This window comes from Alcaligenes sp. Marseille-Q7550 (assembly GCF_965112015.1).
Map to the genome: position 1 here is coordinate 23,939 of NZ_CBCOPU010000003.1, position 17,238 is coordinate 41,176.

Genomic DNA, 17,238 nt, shown 5'->3' on the forward strand with positions numbered 1-17,238 from the left:
GATCGAGTTTGAGTTTCCTGCGACACCGATTCTCCGGTTTCGATGATGTGATTGAAAATAAACGGCTTTTGGCAGGATCGAGCGTTCGTCGCCGGCAACCCGCCCGGTCGACGCGGCCACAAGCGGGGGCGGTGTGTTTTGGCTACTGATTGACGCGTTTTGTGTGATGCAGCGCGTATGCGACAGCCTTAAGATGGATTTCTTTCATCGCATTTTTCCAGGGGACGCGCCATGCTCGATTGGGAAACCTATCGCCAGCAGCTTGCTGGCCGTATCAAGGAATTCGGCGCCTTGAGTCCGGACGCGGTAAAGGGCTATGCCAGCCTGTCCAGGGCCGGGTCGGGGCAGGGGCATCTGGATGCCAAGACGCGCCAGTTGATCGCCATGGCCATAGCCGTCACCACGCGCTGCGACGGCTGTATCGCGGTGCACGCCAAGGAAGCCGTCAAGGCGGGGGCCAGCCGGCAGGAGCTGGCCGATGCGCTGAGCGTAGCCATTGCCCTGAATGCCGGGGCCGCCATGGTCTACAGCGCGCGCGCCCTGGATGCGTTCGAAGGCCTGCTGCCCGACCAGGACGCCCCGGCCGGCGGCTGAACGCGTTTCATCCTGGGTCGCGCACGGACTGTAGTGAGCGCACGCTATATCTAATCAAGGAATCGGTATTTCGTCGCCCGAAAGCCGCTTGCTAGACTCGTTTCCACTGTCTCAACATAGTTTTACTGGGGATTGGAAGCGATGTCGGTACTACAAAAAATGAAGATGTTTCGCAGCGCGGCGTTGCTGACGATGGTCGTGGCGGCGGCGTCCGCCGTGGCTGCCGAGGTCAGCATCCTGAATGTGTCTTATGATCCGACGCGCGAGCTGTACGTCGAATTCAACAAGGCGTTTCAGGAACACTACAAGAAAGAAACGGGCGACACCATCACCATCCGCACTTCGCACGGCGGCTCCAGCAAGCAGGCGCGCACCGTCATCGACGGCGCACCCGCCGACGTGGTGACCCTGGGCATTTCCTCGGACATCGACCAGATCGCCCAATCCGGCCTGATCGACACCCGATGGCAGAGCCGCCTGGCCGACAACAGCACGCCGTACACCTCCACCATCGTGCTGCTGGTGCGCAAGGGCAATCCCAAGGGCATCAAGGACTGGGACGACCTGATCAAGCCCGGCATCAATGTGGTCACGCCCAATCCCAAGACCTCGGCCGGCGCGCGCTGGAACTACCTGGCGGCCTGGCTCTACGCCCTGAAGCAGCCGGGCGGCGATGAGGCCAAGGCGCGCGAGGTCGTGCAGGCCGTGGACAGGAACGGTGTCTTATATCGGGCGCACGCGGCTCCACCACCACTTTCGTGGAGCGCGGCATCGGCGACGTGCTGATCGCCTGGGAGAACGAGGCCTTGCTGTCGGTCAAGGACCTGGGTCCGGACAAGTTCGACATCGTGGTGCCTTCCAGCAGCATTCTGGCCGAGCCGCCCGTAGCCGTGGTGGACAAGAACGCCGTCAAGCATGGGACGGAGAAGGTGGCCAAGGCCTACCTGGATTATCTCTACAGTCCCGAAGGCCAGGAGATCGCCGCCAAGCATTTCTATCGCCCGCGCCTGGAGTCGGTGGCCGCCAAGTACCGCGACCAGTATCCGCAGCTCAAGCTCTACACCGTGGACCAAGAGCTGGGCGGCTGGACCAAGGTGCAGGCCGAGCATTTCGCCGACGGCGGCGTGTTCGACAGCATCTACCTGAAGAAGTAAATCCGGTACCGGCAAGGAGTTTCCATGGCTTCGCAAGCAAGTCTGGTCCGCTTCTTTCCCGCACGGGGGGCCAAGGGCCCCCTGCCGGGTTTCGGGCTGACCTTCGGCTTCACGGTGACCTACCTGAGCCTGATCGTCCTGATTCCGCTGGCGGCGGTGTTCCTGAAGACCACCGCGCTCAGCTGGGAACAGTTCTGGGCGACGGTGACCGCGCCGCGCGTGCTGGCTTCCCTGAAGCTGACCTTCGGCACGGCGGTGGCCGCCGCATTGATCAATGGGGTGTTCGGCGCGATCCTGGCCTGGGTGCTGGTGCGCTACCGCTTTCCGGGCCGCCGCATCGTCGACGCCCTGATCGATCTTCCCTTCGCCCTGCCCACGTCGGTGGCGGGCATTTCCCTGGCCGCCATCTACGCGCCCAACGGCTGGATAGGCGCCTGGGCCGAACCGTACGTCGGGCGCATCGCCTTCACGCCCTGGGGCGTGCTGATCGCGCTGACCTTCATCGGGCTGCCCTTCGTGGTGCGGACCTTGCAACCCGTGCTGGAAGAGTTCGAGAAAGAGCAGGAAGAGGCGTCCGCCTGCCTGGGCGCCAGCCGCTGGCAGACCATACGCAAGGTCATCGTGCCGTCGCTGTTGCCCGCGTGGCTGACGGGCGTGGCGCTGGCCTTCGCCCGCGGCGTGGGCGAATACGGCTCGGTCATCTTCATCGCCGGCAATGTGCCGCTGGTGTCGGAAATCACGTCCTTGCTGATCGTCATCAAGCTCGAGCAGTTCGATTATGCGGGGGCGGCGGCCCTGGCCGTGGTCATGCTGGTCCTGTCCTTCGTCATCCTGCTGCTGATCAATCTGCTGCAGTGGTGGCTGCAGACCCGCCATTCGGGCCGTGCATCGGCCGGCGAACGGGTCCCCGCCACCTCCACCTTGTCCGCCGGGAGCGTCTCATGAGCGATACCCTGACCCTGCGCCCCGACGCCTACGTGCCGGCCCGCATCCAGCCGGTGCGCGACCATGCGCGCGACGAGAGCATTGAAGTCAAGATCGTGCTGATCGGCGTGGCCCTGTTGTTTTTTGTCCTGTTTCTGCTGCTGCCGCTGGTACTGGTCTTCGCCACGGCGTTCAGCAAGGGCGTTGCGCCGTACCTGTCCGCCCTGCAGGACGCCGACACCTTGCACGCGGTGCGCCTGACCATTCTGGTGGCTCTGATCGCCGTGCCGCTGAATATAGTTTTCGGATTGGCGGCGTCCTGGGCGATCGCGCGTTTCGAGTTTCGAGGCAAAAGTCTGCTCACAACCCTGATAGACTTGCCATTCTCGGTCTCGCCGGTGATCGCGGGCCTGGTGTTCCTGCTGATTTTCGGACGGCAGGGGCCGCTGTGGGACTGGCTGGATGCGAATAATATACGTATTGTGTTCGCTTTGCCGGGCCTGGTGCTGGCAACCTTGTTCGTCACCTTTCCCTTCGTTGCGCGCGAATTGATCCCCTTGATGCAGGCGCAGGGCAGCGAAGAAGAGGAAGCGGCCCGCGTGCTGGGGGCGAGCGGTTTCCAGTTGTTCTGGCGCGTGACCCTGCCCAAGATCAAGTGGGGCCTGCTGTACGGCGTGATCCTGTGCAATGCGCGGGCCATGGGCGAGTTCGGCGCCGTGTCGGTGCTGTCGGGCCATATCCGCGGCCAGACCAATACGCTGCCCCTGCACGTCGAGATCGAATACAACGATTATCACACCGTGGGCGCGTTCGCGTCGGCCTCCGTGCTGGCCTGCCTGGCCCTGGTGACCCTGGCCCTGAAGCTGTGGGCCGAACGAAAAATGGTTCAAGACGGCGATCGCTGATCGCTGCTTTCGGAGTTCGCAATGAGTATCGAAGTTCGTCATCTGGTCAAACGCTTCGGCGCCTTTACCGCGCTGGGCGACGTCACCCTGGATTTCCCGCCCGGCGAGCTGGTGGCCCTGCTGGGGCCCTCGGGCTGCGGCAAGACCACCTTGCTGCGCATCGTGGCGGGCCTGGAACACGCAGACTCGGGCCAGGTGCTCATCAACGGCAAGGACGTGGCCGCCGTGGGTACGCGCGACCGCCAGGTCGGCTTCGTGTTCCAGCATTACGCCTTGTTCCGCCACATGACGGTGTTCGAGAACGTGGCCTTCGGTCTGCGCATCAAGCCGCGCAAGCAGCGCCTGCCCGAGGCCGAGATCCGGCGTCGCGTGCATGAGCTGCTGGAACTGGTGCAGCTGGACTGGCTGGCGGACCGTTATCCGGCGGCGCTGTCCGGAGGGCAGCGCCAGCGCATCGCCCTGGCGCGCGCCCTGGCGGTCGAGCCGGGCGTGCTGCTGCTGGACGAACCCTTCGGCGCCCTGGACGCCAAGGTGCGCAAGGAGCTGCGGTCCTGGCTGCGCCGCCTGCACGACGACCTGCACATCAGCACGCTGTTCGTCACTCATGACCAGGAAGAGGCCATCGAGGTGGCCGACCGCATCGTCGTGCTGAACAAGGGCAGGGTGGAGCAGCAGGGCGCGCCGCAGGAGGTGTATGACCATCCGGCCAGTCCTTTTGTGTACGAGTTCCTGGGCGCCGCCAATCGCCTGCCCGGCCAGTTCGCCCGCGGCGGCTTCGTGGCCGACCCGCAACTGGGCCAGTTCGAATCGGCCGACGCGCTCAACGGACGGCCGGCGGGGCAGGGCGATGCCGTCGGCTACGTACGTCCGCATGACCTGGACCTGCAGCGCAAGCTGGACGGCCAGGGCATCGCGGTGGCGGTGCAGCGCATCATTCCGCTGGGCGCCACGGTGCGCGTGGAATTGGCCCTGAACGAAGGCGACACGCCCTGGGAGGCCGAATTCGACCACCAGAGCTGGTCCCGGCTGGACCTGCGCCCCGGCGAGCGCGCCCTGGCCCTGCCGCGCAAGTTCAGCGCTTTTCCCATCGAGGCCAAGCCGGACGCCATTGCGGTGTGAATGAAGCAGAACGCAAAGACCGGGCCAGGCCCGGTCTTTTTTGTTTCGTGCCGGTTCCAGCTCGATGGAGCGAGACCGGGACTTTGGTAGATGGACGATCAATCAGGGAAGGCTCGATTGCCCCACCGGCTGCTGGCCAGGTAGTTGCGCAATCGGGTGTTCAGGTACGGCAATACGGCTTAATTATTGCTTATTGATTGTATTGAGAATCGTTCCTATTTCTGTTAAGATTCGAAGCCTTACTGGGCATCCTGTCCAGCCCCGTCATGATCCATGCGGGTTGCGGAATGTGTAGAACGGATTATGACCCGTATTGCCTCTGAAACGAATACCCGTCCGATGCTGGCCCTCAAGGTGACGGGCCTGGCGCTGGCCTTGGGACTGCACGTGGGCGTGTTTGCCACGCTCTTGTGGACCGAGCAGCCCAAGATGGTCGGGGAGCCGGCGCCCATGGATGTCATCGGCGTCACCTTGCTGGAGCAGGACGAGCCTCAGGTGCAGGAGGAGCCGGCGACGGCGCCTCCTCAGGAGACGGTTTCCGAGCCTCAGCCCGAGCCCGAGCCGGAAGTCGAGCCGGAGCCGGAGCCCGAGCCGGTGGTCGAGCCGGAACCCGAGCCCGAACCGGTAGTGGAAAAGCCGCCGGTGCCGGAGCCGCCCAAACCCAAGCCCAAACCAAAACCCAAGCCTAAACCCAAGCCCCAGCCTCAGCCGGAAAAGCCGGTGGAAACGCCGCCGCAGCCGGCTCAGCCCGCCGCGCCCGCCGCTCCTCCCGGTCCGGCCACCGACAGGCCCGCGCAATCCGCGGCCGCGGCCCGTTCCACCGAAGGCGACCAGCCCAAGGTGATCGGACGCGTGGACTATCTGGGGCGGCGTCCCGTGCCGGTCTATCCGCGCGCCTCGGAGCGGCGCCGCGAGCAGGGCCGGGTGGTGGTCCGGGTCCTGATTTCCACCCAGGGAACGGTGCTGGAAGCCAAAGTGCAGCGTTCATCGGGTTACGAGCGTCTGGATGAGTCCGCCCTGAAAGCGGTGCGTACGGCGCGTTTCAAACCTTATACGGAAAATGGCGTGGCCTATCGAGCCATGGCTGATATTCCTTTCGACTTCGTTTACTAGGATATTTCAATGATGCAGGAAATACTTCAAAGCGCATGGGTAGGCCTGGCACAGGTCGCTGGACCTGTCGCCGACCAGGCAGCCGCCGCCCAGGAGGCCACCGGCGTGCTGCACTTCATCCAGCAAAGCGATGCCGTGGGCAAGACGCTGTTCGTGATCCTGGCCCTGATGTCGGTGGCGAGCTGGTACCTGATCATCGTCAAGGGGATCCTGTCCTTCCGCCTGAAGCGTCGCTCGCAGAATTTCGTGCGCGAGTTCTGGTCGGCCAGCTCGCTGGAGCAGGTCGAGAACGAAATCGCCACGCATGGCGCGCGCGACCCGTTCAGCCACCTGGCCAGCCATGCCATCCATGCCCAGAAGCATCACGCCAAGCACGGCGCCATGCGCCTGGAGGAAAAGGGCTCCACCGACGCCTTCGTGTCGCGCATCATGCGCAAGGTCATCGACGAGGAAACCGCGCGCCTGGAGAACGGCCTGACCCTGCTGGCCTCGGTGGGCTCCACCGCGCCTTTCGTGGGTCTGTTCGGCACGGTGTGGGGCGTCTATCACGCCCTGATCAACATCGGCCTGTCCGATGGCGTCACGCTGAACAAGATCGCCGGTCCCGTGGGCGAGGCCCTGGTCATGACCGGGCTGGGCCTGGCCGTCGCCATTCCGGCCGTGCTGGCCTACAACGCCTTCGTGCGCACCAACCGGGTCTATCTGGCCCAGCTGGACGCGTTCGCCCATGACCTGTTCACCTTCCTGACCACCGGCCAGCAGGTGCAGGAGAGCCAGCCCGTGCTGCGCCGCGTGCCCACCTCGGGCGGCGGCGCGGCCTCGTCCTCGGCGGCCGCCGCCAAGCGGGAGCACTGAACATGGCTTTCGGTAGCTTCGACAATCGCAATTCGGGCTCCGCCCTGTCCGAAATCAATATGGTGCCGCTGATCGACGTGATGCTGGTGCTGCTGGTGATCTTCCTGATCACGGCGCCGCTGCTGTCGCACTCCATCAAGATCCAGCTGCCCCAGGCTAGCTCCGAGCCTGTGCAGCAGGATCCCAAATCGGTGGACCTGGCCATCGATGCCATGGGCCAGGTCTTCATCAACGAGCAGCCCGTGGCCCTGGAGGATTTGGCTTCGGCCCTGGCTCCATTCGCCAAGGAACAGCCCCAGCCCGAGCTGCGCATCCGCGCCGACACCGACACGCGTTATGAAGTGCTGGCCCAGGTCATGAGCCGATCCAAGGCATCCGGCCTGACTCGCCTGGGCTTCGTCACCCGTCCGGCGCCGAGCCAGCCGGCTGCGGCCGCGCAACAACAGAACGGCGCCGCCGGCCAGCCTTCGGCCGCCGCGACGCAGCAGGCGCAGCCGGCCCAGGCCCGCCCCTAGCCGCGGTATACGCCTGTACTTTTTTCTTGGCCCGTCGCGTTGTTGCTGCAGCGCGGCGGGCCGATTTCGTAATAAAATCCCCCGCATGCGAGTACTAGTCATCGAAGACGACGCCACATTGGGCGCCGCATTGCAAGAGTTCCTCAGCGACCAGGGCTACGCCGTCGATTGGCTCCAGGAAGGGAAAAGCGCCCTCAAGGAGCTGGGCGCGCAGGTCTACGACCTGCTCCTGCTGGACCTCAATCTTCCGGGCATCAGCGGCCTGGACGTGCTGCGCCATCTGCGCCAGCAGGGCAACCCCATCCCGGTCCTCATCCTGACCGCGCGCGACGGCATCGAGGATCGCGTCTCCGGCCTGGACGCCGGCGCCGACGACTATCTGATCAAGCCCTTCGATCTGTCCGAACTGGCGGCGCGGGTGCGTGCCTTCGGCCGGCGCCGCAGCGGCCAGGCCCAGCCCGTCATCGAGGTCGGCCCGCCCAGCTTCGACACGGTGGGACGCGAACTGCGTTGCGCCGGCCAGCGCATCAGCCTGTCGGTGCGCGAGCTGTCCGTGCTGGAAATGCTCATGATGCGCGCCGGGCGCGTGGTCACCAAGCAGCAGATCGTCAATTCGCTGTCGGCCTGGGACGCCGATTTCAGCGATAATGCGGTCGAAGTCTACGTGTACCGGCTGCGCAAGCGGCTTGAGGGAACCGGCGCCGTCATCCAGACCGTACGCGGCTTCGGCTACCTGCTGGACGTCGAGAGCGAGGCCTGATCGTGGCCGGGGCCGCTTCCCGTCGTCAGTCCCCATAGGTCATCCATGCCCGATCAATCCGCCACAGACATCGCACGCCTGCCCCTCTGGCGGCGCCTGCTCCTGCGTTTCCCGGCCCCCGGCTCGCTGGCCCGCAAGCTCATGGGGCGCCTCTTTCCCCCGATTTCCATCCTGGTTGTGCTGGACCTGAGCGTCACCTGGATCCTGACCCGGCGCATGAGTCTGGAGGACTGGCTGCTGCGCGACATCTTCTGGACCATGGTGCTCAGCCAGCTGCTGCTGGTGGGGCTGATCGCATGGGTGCTGTTGTCGGGCATACGCTCGGGCCTGGCGTCCATCCACGATCTTTCGCGCCAGATCCGCCATCGTTCCGACGAGGACTTCGAGCGCCTGGATCCGCGCGGCTTGCCGGCCGAGGTCGTGCCCCTGGTCGAGCACTTCAATGAATTGCTCGAGCGCCTGGGCGACACCCTGCAGGCGCAGAAGCGCTTCATAGGCCATGCCGCCCACCAGTTGCGCACGCCCCTGAGCGGACTGCGCCTGGAGTCCGAGCTGATGCTGGCGCGGCCCCTGCCCGAAGACATACGCCAGCGCGCCGAGCGCATCAAGAGCGTGTCGGACCGCATGATACGCATGGGCCAGCAATTGATGGCGCTGGCGCGCGCCGATTCCACCGTCAACATCAAGGACAGCTTCGTGCGCCTGGACCTGTGCGAGTGGGCGCGGGAGGAGGGCGGCGACTGGTTCCTGCAGGCCCGCCAGCATGGCGTGGAGATCCACCTGACCGCGCCTGAGCTGCCGGTCTGGATCGATGCCGAGCCGGTGCTGTTGCGCGAGCTGCTGTCCAACCTGATGGACAATGCCCTGCGCTATGGACGCGGTACGGACGCCATTGTGCTGCGCGTGGCCAGCAATCCGCCCTCGCTGTCGGTCGAGGACCACGGGCCGGGCATCGCGGGCGAGGACAGGCTGCGCGTCTTCGACGCATTCTATCGTTCACCGGGCAGCCAGGCGGAGGGTTCCGGCCTGGGCCTGGCCATCGTGCAGGAGATCGCCCGCGCGCATGGCGACTGGTGGAGCCTGCTCAGCCGGCCCGACTTTCCCGGCACACGCATTACCATTGTATTTCCCGGTCCGCGCATCGGCGCCAGGCTGACGCGGACTGAAACTTTGAGCGGAAACTGAGCATGCCTCACCTTACGGCCAATCCCAAGAACGGGGCGCGCACGGCGCTGGTGATGGGCGCCCTGGGCGTCGTATACGGCGACATCGGCACCAGCCCCCTGTACACCATGAAAGTGGCCTTGGGGGCCTATGCCCATCCGGGGGCGGAGCAGGTCTATGGCGTGCTGTCCCTGCTGTTCTGGCTGCTGACGCTGGTGGTGACCGTCAAGTACGTCACGGTCGTGCTGCGGCTGGACAACAAGGGCGAAGGCGGCACCCTGGCCCTGATGGAACTGGCTGCGCGCGGCCTGCAGGGGCGGCGCCGCTGGGTCATCATGGTGCTGGGACTGATCGGCGCATCGCTGTTCTATGGCGACAGCATCATCACCCCGGCCATCTCGGTGCTCTCGGCCATCGAGGGGATAGGCATGGTGTCTCACGTGCTTGATCCGTGGGTCGTGCCCCTGGCGGTCGCCGTGCTGGTGGCCCTGTTCCTGATCCAGTCCCACGGCACAGGCACCATGGGCAAGCTGTTCGGCCCCATCATGCTGGCCTGGTTTCTGGTGCTGGGCGGCTTGGGGCTGTGGCGCATCATCGAGCACCCCCAGGTGCTCGCGGCCCTGGACCCGCGCTGGGCCTGGGCTTTCATCGCTCAGGCGCCCTGGGAGACGTTCTTGCTGCTGGGCGCGCTGGTCCTGGCCCTGACCGGGGCCGAGGCCCTGTACGCCGATATGGGGCATTATGGAAGGTCGGCCATACGCCGGGCCTGGTTCGTGGTGGTCATGCCTTGCCTGGTGCTGTGCTATTTCGGCCAGGGCGCGCTGCTGATCTCCGACCCATCCGCGATACGCAATCCCTTCTTTCACCTGGCGCCGTCCTGGGCGCTGGTGCCGCTGGTGATCCTGGCCACGGTGGCCACCGTCATCGCCTCGCAATCCGTGATCTCGGGCGCCTTCTCCGTCACCCGGCAGGCTGTGCAGCTGGGTTTCTGGCCGCGCATGGTCATCCAGCACACTTCGGCCCGCGAAGAGGGCCAGATCTACCTGCCGCGCGTCAACCTGCTGCTGTTCCTGGCCGTGATGGTGCTGGTGGTGAGCTTCGGCTCGTCCGACCGCCTGGCGCACGCCTACGGCTTCGCGGTGACCGGCACCATGCTCATGACCAGCCTGCTGGCCGTGTCCATGCTGCCGCGCGGTTCCACCGGCCTGAAGCGCTGGGGCTGGTTCCTGCTGCTGGGCTTTTTCATGCTGCTGGACACGCTGCTGTTCTCGGCCAATGCGCTCAAGCTGCTGGACGGCGGCTGGCTGCCTTTGCTGGTCGCCATCTGCCTGCTGACCTTGATGATGACCTGGAAACAGGGACGCCAGGCCATTCACGACACCCTGATCGAAAACCAGCAGCCCCTGAAGGAATTCATGGCGGGACTGGAGCAATACCCGCCAACCCGCGTGCCGGGCACGGCCGTCTTCATGAGCATGCTGGTCAATACGGTGCCTCCGGCCCTGCTGCACAACCTGAAGCACAACAAGGTGCTGCACGAGCAGGTGCTGTTCCTGACGGTGGACAGCGCCGGCGTGCCCTATGTGCCCTTTGCTGAGCGCTACAAACTGGAGCGCCTGAGCCGCGACAGTTGGCAGGCCGTGGCCACCTGGGGCTTCAAGCAGGAGCCCAATGTGCCGCAGTTGCTGCAGCAGATCGCCCAGGAGCATCCGGAGCTGAACCTGGAGCCGATGGCCACTTCTTTCTTCCTGTCGCGCCAGACCGTGATGATCCAGTCCCGCAAGCCCTGGTACATGGGCTGGCGCCGGCGGCTGTTCGCCTTCATGGCGCGCAACGCCAGTCGCAGCACCCGCTTTTTCAAGATTCCGCCCAATCGCGTGGTGGAGATGGGCATGCAGATGGAACTTTGAGGCCTGGTCTAGGCCGGCCAGACCTTTCTGGCGGCGTCCTGCACGGAGGGCGGTTCATCCGCGCCCGTTGCGATGCGGCGGATGATTTGCGGCAGACGGGCCCGATTGGCGGCGCGCGCCGCGTCGTACTCCATGATGTGCGCGGTGCGAGCGGCCAGTTCGGCGCCCACAAAGCGCTCCAGCAGATAAAGCGTCAGGTCCACGCACAGGCTGACGCCGCCGCCGGTGATGATGTCGCCCTCGTCCACCAGCAAGGCGTGCTGCACGGCGCAGCCGGGCTCCAGGTCCGCCAGCGTCGCCAGGGGAGGGGCCTCGGGGGCGGCGTAGACCGCCTTGGTGGTCGCCTGCCTGCCCTGCAGCAGGCCGGCGCGGGCCAGCAGCATCGCGCCGGTGCATACGCTGGCCAGCACTTCGCCTCGTTCGTGCCGGTCGCGCAGAAAGTCCAGCAGAGCTGTGTTGCGGGCCTGGGCCTGCCACCCGGGTCCGCCGGTGATCATCGTGACCTGCGCGGGCGGGGCCTGCTCGAAGCTGTACTCGGTCTCCAGGACCAGGCCATTGCGCAGGCGCACCAGGCCGCCAGACTGGGAAACGGTGTGATAGCTCAGTTCCGGAGCCAGACGCCGGGCCATGGACAAGGTGCCCATGATGCCGACCTCGATGGGTTCCACGTCGTCGTACAAGACAATGCCGATATGCATGAGGAAACTCCTGTGAGAATGTTTCCTCATGCTATTTCAATGTTTCCTGATTGGCAACATAAAAAGGCCTGTGCCTGATCATGCGTCGGCAGGCGGTTCAATGATCACGACCAGCGCTTGGGCCTCGCCGTCCAGCGCCCGACCGCGGTGCGGCGCGCTGGGTTCGACGTACATGCTGTCCCCGGCTTCCAGCACCACTTTGGCCAGTTGGCCGCGTATCTTGAATTCGAACTCTACCTTGCCGGTCAGCAAATAGACGAATTCCTCTCCGGCATGTTCGAAGAAGACCTGGGGATTGGTGTGCTGGGGAAACGTGAACATGAAGGGGTCCATGTTCCGGTTGGCTTTCTTGTGGGCCAGGCTGACGTAGTCGTAGCCATAGTCGCTGCCTCCCCGGCTGACCGGCTTGCGCTCCCATCTGTGCACCACGGATATGGGGGAATCCGGCGTCAGGGCCAGCGGAAGGCTTTCCTGGCCGGGGTCCACGAAGAAGCTGCTCAGGTCCACGCCCATGGCCCGCGCAATGCGCGCCAAGGTGCCGATAGGCGGGGCCTTGTTGCCGTTTTCGATCTTGGACAGATAGCCCTTGGTAAAGCCCGAACGCTCGGCCAGCGCATCCAGGGTCAGGCGGTGTTCGCGCCGCAACTCGCGCAAACGCTGGCAGACGGCGGCTTCTTCTTCATCGGGGGCATCATTGGTAGGGATAGGGTTGCTAAGGTCCTCGGTCACGCCTGATTCCACGTCTGATCGGTAAGATGGGCAGGTCCGACGCCGCAGCGCGCGGCGCCGGACCTGCAGGTAACGAAGGCGGCCCCGCGCCGTCCGGGCGACGGGGCCAGTCCAGATCATACCGTATGCGCCCGACGGCGCGCAGAGCTTTCAGCGCATCAGCAGCGCGTGCTTGTCGCGCCGTTGCGCCCAGTGATCCGCATCGGGCAGGGCGGGCGTACCGCTTGCCGCCACCGGCCATATTTGCGACAGCTCGTCGTTCAGCGCGATGTAGTGGCGACGGTCGGGGGGCAGCTCATAGTCGCTGGCGATGGCCTGCACCGGGCAGGCCAGGACGCACAGGGTGCAGTTGATGCAGACGTGCGAATTGATGACCATGAAATTGGGTCCGCGATGGAAGGCATCGGCGGGGCAGACGTCCAGGCATTCTCCATACTGGCAGTTGATGCAGGGATCGGTGACGACGCAGGTCATGGCAGCTCCTGGCGGGAGCAGGGCGCGCGGCGCCCTGCGGGAAGGCGCGCCGGTTCAGGCGGCCCGGAATCCGGCTGTGCCGAAGAACACATTGGGCTTGCGGTAGACCGCCAGCAGGATGCAGCCTTCGTCGGAATGCGTCTCGTGCAAGGAGCCCGGTTTGCGCCAGACGTACTGGCCGGCCCGGCAGATGCCGTCGTGATCATAGAAAGAGCCTTGCAGCACGAAGCTCTGCTCGATTTCGGGATGGCGATGGAAGGGCAGCACGGCGCCGGGTTCCCATTTCAGCAGGACGGTCATCTCCCCTTCCTCGTCGTTGCGGTACAGCACTTTCATCGAGATCTTCTCGAACTGGGATGGCTGCCAGTCCATGGATTCGGGGTCGATGTAGATGGAACCGCCCTGTGTGGGTTCCAGCTTGCCTTTCAGACGCTGGGCGTAGTGCGTGTTCTCGTCGGTCTGTGCGGTTGCGGCTTGGGTGTTCATGATGTCTCCTAGGTTGGACCGCCCCTTTGGGTCGGTTGGGGATAATCTAGCGTCGTGTTTTCTATTAGTCAACTTTTTCAGGGGAAATTTTAATATGTTTACTTATAAACCCTAATTTAAGCTTAAAAAGTTTCCTGTCAGTATTTGCTCACCGTATGTTTTTCCTGCGGTTACGCAAACAAGGGCCGGCCGGCCCGGCAACCAGGAGACAATGATGAGCATCACAGTCAAGGCGGATAAGCTGGATGAGTCCGCTGCACAGGAGCGGCTCGCGCAGGAGGACGAAAAGTCCATGCGCCGGGTCGTGATGGCCAGCGTGATAGGCACGACGGTGGAGTGGTACGACTTCCTGCTGTATGGGACCGCGGCGGCGCTGGTGTTCAACAAGATATTCTTTCCCGGACTGGATCCCTTGATGGGCACGCTGGCGGCCCTGGGGTCTTTCGCGGTGGGCTTCATCGCGCGCCCGCTGGGCGGCATCGTGTTCGGACACTTCGGGGACCGCGTGGGCCGCAAGTCCATGCTGATGCTGACCATGTTCCTGATGGGCGGAGGAACCTTTGCCATCGGCCTGCTGCCCACCTACGAGCAGATCGGCGTCTGGGCGCCCATTGCCCTGATCCTGCTGCGTGTCATCCAGGGTTTTGGCATAGGCGGGGAATGGGGCGGCGCCGCGCTGATGGTGATCGAGCATGCGCCGCGCCATCGGCGCGGTTTCTACGGCAGCCTGGTGCAGGTCGGGTTTCCGCTGGGCATGCTGGCCTCCACCGGCATCCTGGCCTGGTTGACCCGCCTGCCCGAGGACGAGTTCCTGAGCTGGGGATGGCGCGTGCCTTTCCTGCTGAGCGTGGTCCTGGTGGCCCTGGGTTTCTACATACGCCTGCAGGTGGTGGAGTCGCCCGTCTTCCAGGCCAGCCAGAAAGAAAGCGGAAATGATGGCGCGCGGCCTGACTCCGACAAGGCGCCCTTGTGGCGGATCCTTTCCGAACACCGCCTCAACCTGTTCCTGAGCATAGGATTGAAAGTGTGCGAGGTGGCCTGGGTCTACATCCTGACCGTGTTCGTGATCGTCTATGGGACCAGCGCGCTGGACCTGCCCAAGGGGCTGATCCTGGACGGCGTGCTGCTGGGCGCCGCGCTGGAGGTGGGCTTCATTCCCCTGTTCGGCTGGCTTTCCGACAAAGTAGGGCGCCGGGCCATGTATTATTTCGGCGCGACCTTCGTGCTCCTGTCGGCCTATCCCCTGTTCCTGTGCCTGGAGACCCGAGATCCGCTGATCATCATGGGCGCGATCGCCGCCTGCATGACGTTGGGGCACGGCGCCATGTACGGACCGCAGGCCGCCTATCTGCCCGAGCTGTTCGGCACGCGGGTGCGCTACAGCGGCGCGTCCCTGGGGTGCCAGGTGGCGGCGGGCGTGGGGGGCGGACTGGCGCCCATGCTGGCGACCTGGCTGCTGGCCCGCCAGGGTCATTACTGGGGCGTGGCGGTCATGGTCGTGCTGCTGGCCCTGGTCACCTTATGGGCTACGCGCCGCAGTCCCGAGACCTATCGCGACGACCTGACCCAGACCCAGTAGGGCATGAGCAGACTGGGCCGCCCGAAAGCGCGCCTTCAGGGACGGGCCAGGGGGAGTCGAGCGCCTGAAGGCGAAAAAAGAGGTTCTTTGAAGAATTCCGGGGATTCTTCCGTGTTTGGCGAGCCGTTTGGGCCAAGCGGAAAGAAACTCGGGTTCTCGCGAAGCAGGCCGCGGCGGACCGGCTAGGCTGGGGCCTTCGCCCGCGCTGTGCGCGGGTTCCCTGGTCAGGATACGGGGGCGGGCGGGGCGCGAACTTGTATGGTTAAGGTGTCGGGGTGGAGGGACACTGTGAACTATCGGCCATCGCCGGACCGACACTGCGAGAACTCTCCTGCCCCACCCATCATCGTCGATAAGGAACTGAGCGGCGCTGTTCCTTGAACCGCGACCGCCGATCTGAACGCAAGTTAACGAGCCCGATGGCGTACACCCCGACATTGTTCATAATGCGCTCAGGAGGTGCTCCCATGCAAACGACTAGGCTTTATATCGGCGCCGATGTCGCCAAGGCTGACGTGGTCATCAGCGTAGCGGGCGAACGGCCCTGCACCATTGCCAACACGGCGGCTGGTATTACGCGCTGGTTAAAGACGGTGCCCGAACAGGCTCAAATTGCGATGGAGTCAACGGGCCGTTATCACGCCTTGCTGGCTCAGTTGGCTCATCTTCATGGCCTGACGGTGTTTATTCTGAACGCTCGCGACGTCTTTTACTATGCGCGGGCCTTGGGCAGCCGGGGCAAGACCGACAGCCTTGATGCCGAGGTGATTGCCCGCTACCTGCAAGAGCATCAATCCAGCTTGCAGGCCTGGCAACCGCTCAGCATCCAACAGCAACAGCTACGCCAGCTGCTGTCTCGTCGCGCTCAAGTCATCGCTCACCAGGGCGCCTTACGTCAGGCGTTTGCGGATGTGGATGTATCGGGTGTGGATATCCACGCGTTGCAGCAGGGGTTTGAGGCTGTTCTGGCTTCAATGGATCGGCCAATACAGCGCTTGATTGCCGGCGATCCACAGCTCGAACAGGGGTATCAACGCTTGCGCAGCGTCACGGGCATTGGCCAGCAGACAGCGTCCGTGTTAACGGAGCTGCTCAATCGTATCCCCTTCGCCAACGCGGATGCCTTGGTGGCGTATAGCGGATTGGATCCCCGACCCAATGACTCCGGGGCCAAACGAGGACGTCGCCGTATCAGCAAGCGTGGGCCAGCCCTGCTGCGCCGACAACTGTACTTGGCAGCGATGTCGGCGTGCCGTAGTACGGCATGTAAACCGCTGTATGAGGCGTATCGAGCTCGAGGCCTGGCGGGCACAGAGTCGATTGTGATTCTGGCGCGCAAGCTGTTGCGCATCGCCTATGCGGTATGGAAAAGCGGACAAGCCTTCGATCCATCCAAGTTATTGCCTAAAACGACTTGACCCAAACCATAGAACCTCGCAGAGTGATTCGTCCACTGGACGAATCACAAGCGTCCTGCTCGAGCAGCACGCCCCTTGCCTCCCGCCCCAGCATCCCGCCTGCGGCGAAGGCCCTGACTCGCCCGCCGGCCCGCCCCAGCCCGCCTCGCGAGAACGTCACCGCTGTCGTTGGCCCAAACGGCGGGACGTCCGCGCAAGCCGTGCCAACCTTACATCCCGCTGAGCTTTTTGCTTGATGAATGACGCCTGTGGCCGGGGCGATGCCATCGGCATCTTCAAAAACCAGTTCGGCATCGACTTGGCAATTCAGTCCCCGGAATTCTTCGAAGAACCAAAAAAAACAGCGCCTCGTGCAGAGGCGCTGTGTTTGTCGGGCGCTGCGGCTTTTTATTGAGGCGCCGGCACCACGGTGGTGGTCTCGCGCAGGATGCCGCCGCCTTCCACGCTGCCGCGGATGGTGGTGTCCTGGCCGGACATGGTCTTGAGGCAGTCCTGCTGCTGGCTGGCCGGCAGGCGCTGGCAGCGGGCGTCGCGGTTGGCTTCCATGTTCGCGCCGGGATTGGTCAGCTTGTTCTGGCGCTCTGCCTGCAGGGCGGCTCCGGCCTGCGCGGCGGCCGGTGGTGCGGTGCTCGCCGGTGAACTGTTCGCAGCGCTGGATGCTTTGCTTGTACTCGGCGGCGGCGCTTTGCGCCCAGGCGGCGGAAGACATCATGCCCAGGCCGAGCAGGCAGGCGCCGAGCAGTTTGGGTGCGGATGGCAGTTTTCGTGGATTCATCAATCTATCTCCTTTTCAGGGTTGGGGAATCACACGGCAAGGGTCTCTGGCGGCGGAACCGCCTTT

The 17,238-nt window shown here is 64.4% G+C and carries 18 protein-coding genes and 1 pseudogene; 14 read left to right on the top strand and 5 right to left on the bottom strand.

From position 1 onward, the window contains the following. Window positions 1–231 precede the first annotated feature (231 nt). The 11 genes and pseudogenes from ACWPWO_RS16615 (at window position 232) to ACWPWO_RS16665 (ending at window position 11,013) form a co-directional block, all read left to right on the top strand. Complete coding sequence (locus tag ACWPWO_RS16615; protein ID WP_454007538.1) at window positions 232–594, top strand: carboxymuconolactone decarboxylase family protein; 363 nt, start codon at window positions 232–234, stop codon at window positions 592–594. Between the two features lie 159 nt (window positions 595–753). Beyond that, window positions 754–1,748, top strand: a pseudogene (locus ACWPWO_RS16620) (sulfate ABC transporter substrate-binding protein). Window positions 1,749–1,772: 24 nt separating this feature from the next. Then, on the top strand, window positions 1,773–2,693 hold the full coding sequence (gene cysT / locus ACWPWO_RS16625) for a sulfate ABC transporter permease subunit CysT (protein WP_454007539.1): 921 nt from the start codon (window positions 1,773–1,775) through the stop codon (window positions 2,691–2,693). Continuing rightward, window positions 2,690–3,577 (top strand): sulfate ABC transporter permease subunit CysW, encoded by an 888-nt coding sequence (cysW, locus tag ACWPWO_RS16630; protein ID WP_454007540.1) that lies wholly within the window; start codon window positions 2,690–2,692, stop codon window positions 3,575–3,577. The genes cysT and cysW overlap by 4 nt, the downstream gene beginning before the upstream one ends. A gap of 21 nt (window positions 3,578–3,598) precedes the next feature. Then, the gene (locus tag ACWPWO_RS16635; RefSeq protein ID WP_454007541.1) at window positions 3,599–4,696 is read left to right on the top strand and encodes a sulfate/molybdate ABC transporter ATP-binding protein; all 1,098 of its coding nucleotides are present in this window, start codon (window positions 3,599–3,601) and stop codon (window positions 4,694–4,696) included. Between the two features lie 339 nt (window positions 4,697–5,035). Further along, a complete protein-coding gene (locus ACWPWO_RS16640) occupies window positions 5,036–5,809 on the top strand; it encodes an energy transducer TonB (protein WP_454007542.1) in 774 nt (257 codons plus the stop codon). 9 nt (window positions 5,810–5,818) lie between these two features. After that, complete coding sequence (locus ACWPWO_RS16645) at window positions 5,819–6,664, top strand: MotA/TolQ/ExbB proton channel family protein (RefSeq protein ID WP_454007543.1); 846 nt, start codon at window positions 5,819–5,821, stop codon at window positions 6,662–6,664. A gap of 2 nt (window positions 6,665–6,666) precedes the next feature. Further along, entirely contained in the window at window positions 6,667–7,179 is a 513-nt protein-coding gene (locus ACWPWO_RS16650) for an ExbD/TolR family protein (RefSeq protein ID WP_394060173.1), read from the top strand. A gap of 85 nt (window positions 7,180–7,264) precedes the next feature. After that, window positions 7,265–7,939 (top strand): response regulator, encoded by a 675-nt coding sequence (locus tag ACWPWO_RS16655; RefSeq protein ID WP_454007544.1) that lies wholly within the window; start codon window positions 7,265–7,267, stop codon window positions 7,937–7,939. A gap of 45 nt (window positions 7,940–7,984) precedes the next feature. Beyond that, window positions 7,985–9,124, top strand: coding sequence for a sensor histidine kinase (locus tag ACWPWO_RS16660; protein WP_454007545.1), 1,140 nt, complete (start codon window positions 7,985–7,987; stop codon window positions 9,122–9,124). Window positions 9,125–9,126: 2 nt separating this feature from the next. Continuing rightward, on the top strand, window positions 9,127–11,013 hold the full coding sequence (locus ACWPWO_RS16665) for a potassium transporter Kup (RefSeq protein ID WP_454007546.1): 1,887 nt from the start codon (window positions 9,127–9,129) through the stop codon (window positions 11,011–11,013). A gap of 8 nt (window positions 11,014–11,021) precedes the next feature. Here the strand turns inward: ACWPWO_RS16665 and ACWPWO_RS16670 are convergent, their stop codons facing one another. From ACWPWO_RS16670 to ACWPWO_RS16685, 4 genes are all read right to left on the bottom strand, one after another. Further along, the gene (locus ACWPWO_RS16670) at window positions 11,022–11,711 is read right to left on the bottom strand and encodes a DJ-1/PfpI family protein (RefSeq protein WP_454007547.1); all 690 of its coding nucleotides are present in this window, start codon (window positions 11,709–11,711) and stop codon (window positions 11,022–11,024) included. A 78-nt stretch (window positions 11,712–11,789) separates the two neighbouring features. Then, window positions 11,790–12,440, bottom strand: coding sequence for a helix-turn-helix domain-containing protein (locus tag ACWPWO_RS16675; protein ID WP_454007548.1), 651 nt, complete (start codon window positions 12,438–12,440; stop codon window positions 11,790–11,792). A gap of 150 nt (window positions 12,441–12,590) precedes the next feature. Next, the gene (locus ACWPWO_RS16680) at window positions 12,591–12,914 is read right to left on the bottom strand and encodes a ferredoxin family protein (RefSeq protein WP_454007549.1); all 324 of its coding nucleotides are present in this window, start codon (window positions 12,912–12,914) and stop codon (window positions 12,591–12,593) included. A 54-nt stretch (window positions 12,915–12,968) separates the two neighbouring features. After that, window positions 12,969–13,400 (bottom strand): cupin domain-containing protein, encoded by a 432-nt coding sequence (locus ACWPWO_RS16685; protein ID WP_454007550.1) that lies wholly within the window; start codon window positions 13,398–13,400, stop codon window positions 12,969–12,971. A 211-nt stretch (window positions 13,401–13,611) separates the two neighbouring features. Between ACWPWO_RS16685 and ACWPWO_RS16690 the strand changes: the two genes are divergently transcribed. From ACWPWO_RS16690 to ACWPWO_RS16700, 3 genes are all read left to right on the top strand, one after another. Then, on the top strand, window positions 13,612–14,979 hold the full coding sequence (locus ACWPWO_RS16690; RefSeq protein WP_454007551.1) for an MFS transporter: 1,368 nt from the start codon (window positions 13,612–13,614) through the stop codon (window positions 14,977–14,979). A 467-nt stretch (window positions 14,980–15,446) separates the two neighbouring features. Beyond that, window positions 15,447–16,397, top strand: coding sequence for an IS110 family transposase (locus ACWPWO_RS16695; RefSeq protein WP_454005135.1), 951 nt, complete (start codon window positions 15,447–15,449; stop codon window positions 16,395–16,397). A gap of 235 nt (window positions 16,398–16,632) precedes the next feature. Next, entirely contained in the window at window positions 16,633–16,791 is a 159-nt protein-coding gene (locus ACWPWO_RS16700; protein WP_454007552.1) for a hypothetical protein, read from the top strand. Here the strand turns inward: ACWPWO_RS16700 and ACWPWO_RS16705 are convergent. Next, a complete protein-coding gene (locus ACWPWO_RS16705) occupies window positions 16,785–16,943 on the bottom strand; it encodes a hypothetical protein (protein ID WP_454007553.1) in 159 nt (52 codons plus the stop codon). The genes ACWPWO_RS16700 and ACWPWO_RS16705 overlap by 7 nt on opposite strands. Window positions 16,944–17,238: the final 295 nt, after the last annotated feature.